This is a genomic window from Priestia sp. KCTC 13724, assembly GCF_056820425.1.
In genome coordinates, this window is sequence record NZ_JBXDLD010000198.1 from 1 (window position 1) to 2,510 (window position 2,510).

The following is a 2,510-nucleotide window of genomic DNA, read 5'->3' on the forward strand; positions in this document are numbered from 1 at the left end:
AATTCAGAAACTATAACTATTATTACGATTGGTAGAATGAGAGGGTAACGCCTTAAAATGCCATCCCAAAGATACGAATAGCGTAAATATGAGTAAACATATTTAGGTTATAAGCTCGTTGCGATGCCTTAGAAATCACCCTAACGTTAAGCCGAGGAAAACCGAACCAGAGGTGGTCGAGTGATATAGGGCTAGGGTCTATAAAATATCTATGGTTAGGATGTTCCGGAAGGAACTGACGAAGTCGGGAATGTACGGGTCTAAACGGCGGATACTTAGAAATGGGTATGACACATGAGTGTAGTAAGTGTGGGTTAGTAAAACTTTAGTCTATGAAACCCCATATAGTGTTTAAGGCACTATCTAGCTTACAGGCTTATACTGACGACCTACGGATATATGCACAGATAGTAATAATGGAACAAGGGAAGCTTAGAATGTGGAGGTTTTACTGCCGACGAAACATTGATGAGGAAAAGGTTTACCTATAACTTATCTTAATCTAAGTGAATGTAGTGGCATAAGCGTTGAAGTTTCTGTAACGGGAACTGAGCAATAGCCACAAGACATGTTAATGAGAAAACATTAAATGCTAAATAAATTCAGGGTTCGAGTAAGACTAAGAGATGCCAAACTCCTTTAAAGGAGGATTAACAGACTTGAAGGAAAGCCAAATCTTAAAGAAGAGACAATTACTAAGAAATAATGAATATTACACGATGCAAGATATATTTGACAGGTTATATGAACGATCATGCAAGAATCTTAAATTCAGAAATCTAATGCAGTATATATTCGATGAGAATAACATCTTATTAGCCTTTAGAAACATTAAGAAGAATAAGGGATCAACCACCGTTGGCACTGACAATATAGATATTTCTCACTACATGGAGATGGGGACAGACGAATTTGTAAGCTATTTTAAACATGAGTTTACAAATTATGTACCTAAGAGTGTCAAAAGGGTGGAGATACGAAAAGCGAACGGTAAAACCAGACCACTAGGAATACCATGTATGAAGGATAGAATCATACAACAATGTATCAAACAAGTATTGGAACCAATATGCGAAGCTAAATTCCATCAACATAGTTATGGTTTTAGACCTAATAGGTCGACAAATCACGCAATAGCTAGATGCATGCAACTAATGAATAAAGGACAACTACATTATGTAGTTGATATTGACATTAAAGGTTTCTTCGATAATGTCAATCATGCAAAACTAAAAAAGCAGTTATGGAATATGGGTATACAAGATAAAAATTTAATCAGCATTATTGGGAAAATACTTAAATCGGAAATAGAAGGGCAAGGTATCCCAACTAAAGGCGTACCGCAAGGTGGCATAATCAGCCCTCTCTTATCAAACGTGGTATTAAACGAATTAGACTGGTGGATAAGTTCGCAGTGGGAAACCTATGATACTAAACACAAATATTCTCGCTTACACAAATATAGAGCGATGAAAAGCACAAATCTCAAAGAAATATGGCTAGTAAGGTATGCAGATGACTTTAAAATCTTCTGCAGGGACTACAAAACAGCTCAAAGGATATATAAAGCTACCAAACAATGGTTAAAAGAAAGATTGGATTTAGACATAAGCGAAGAAAAGTCCAAAATAACCAATGTAAGGAAAAGAAGAACTGAATTTTTAGGATTTGCCCTTAAAGTCGAGAAAAAGAGAAACAAATACGTCTGTCAAAGCAATATGTGTGATAAGGCAAAAAAGCATACAATCAATAAAATTAAAAGCCAAATCAAAGTAATTCAGAAAAATTGCAGAAGGATGGAAGTATCTAAACTCAACTCTATCATACTCGGTAGCCACAACTATTACAGATGTGCTACAAATGTGAATTTAGACTTTTGCGAAATAAATTTCTTAGTATTGAAAACCTCGAAAAATAGATTAAAGAATCATATAACGGATGAACCTAAACTATCCGAAACCTACAGACGGTTATACGGAAACTACAATGGTAAAATCAGAACCGTACAAGATATTACCCTATTTCCTATCTATGGATGTAGAACCAAACCACCCATGTGTTTTAGTCAAGACATAAATAACTACACAGTTAGTGGAAGGTTAATTCTCCATAAAAAATTAGGAGGATACAATCACCTAATAGAACATTTGTTGAAAAGTAACTTCGAAAACCAATCAATGGAGCTTACCGATAACAAAATATCTCTTATTGCGGGTCAACGAGGCAAATGTTATGTCACTAACAATAATCTGGAAATAGGGTATATGGAATGTCATCATAAGAAACCTAAAAGTCAAGGCGGTACAGATGAATATAAAAACCTTGTATGGCTGTGTTATGAAGCTCATAAGCTCGTTCATTGCACGGAACAAGAAACCATTGAAAAGTATCTAAAACAACTTAACTTAGATGAAAAAGGTTTAAAACGTATCGATTCTTTAAGAAGGCAAGTAGGAAATTTAGCTATTTAATCGTAGTAACATTAACTTGTTGGACTGCCGTATGAGGGG

General features: G+C 35.2%; 1 protein-coding gene. It reads left to right on the forward strand.

Annotated features, from left to right (window positions below):
• The first annotated feature begins 659 nt into the window (after positions 1–659).
• Positions 660–2,471, forward strand: a complete 1,812-nt coding sequence (gene ltrA, locus AC1UFB_RS20525; RefSeq protein WP_482590017.1) for a group II intron reverse transcriptase/maturase — start codon at positions 660–662, stop codon at positions 2,469–2,471.
• Positions 2,472–2,510 lie beyond the last annotated feature (39 nt).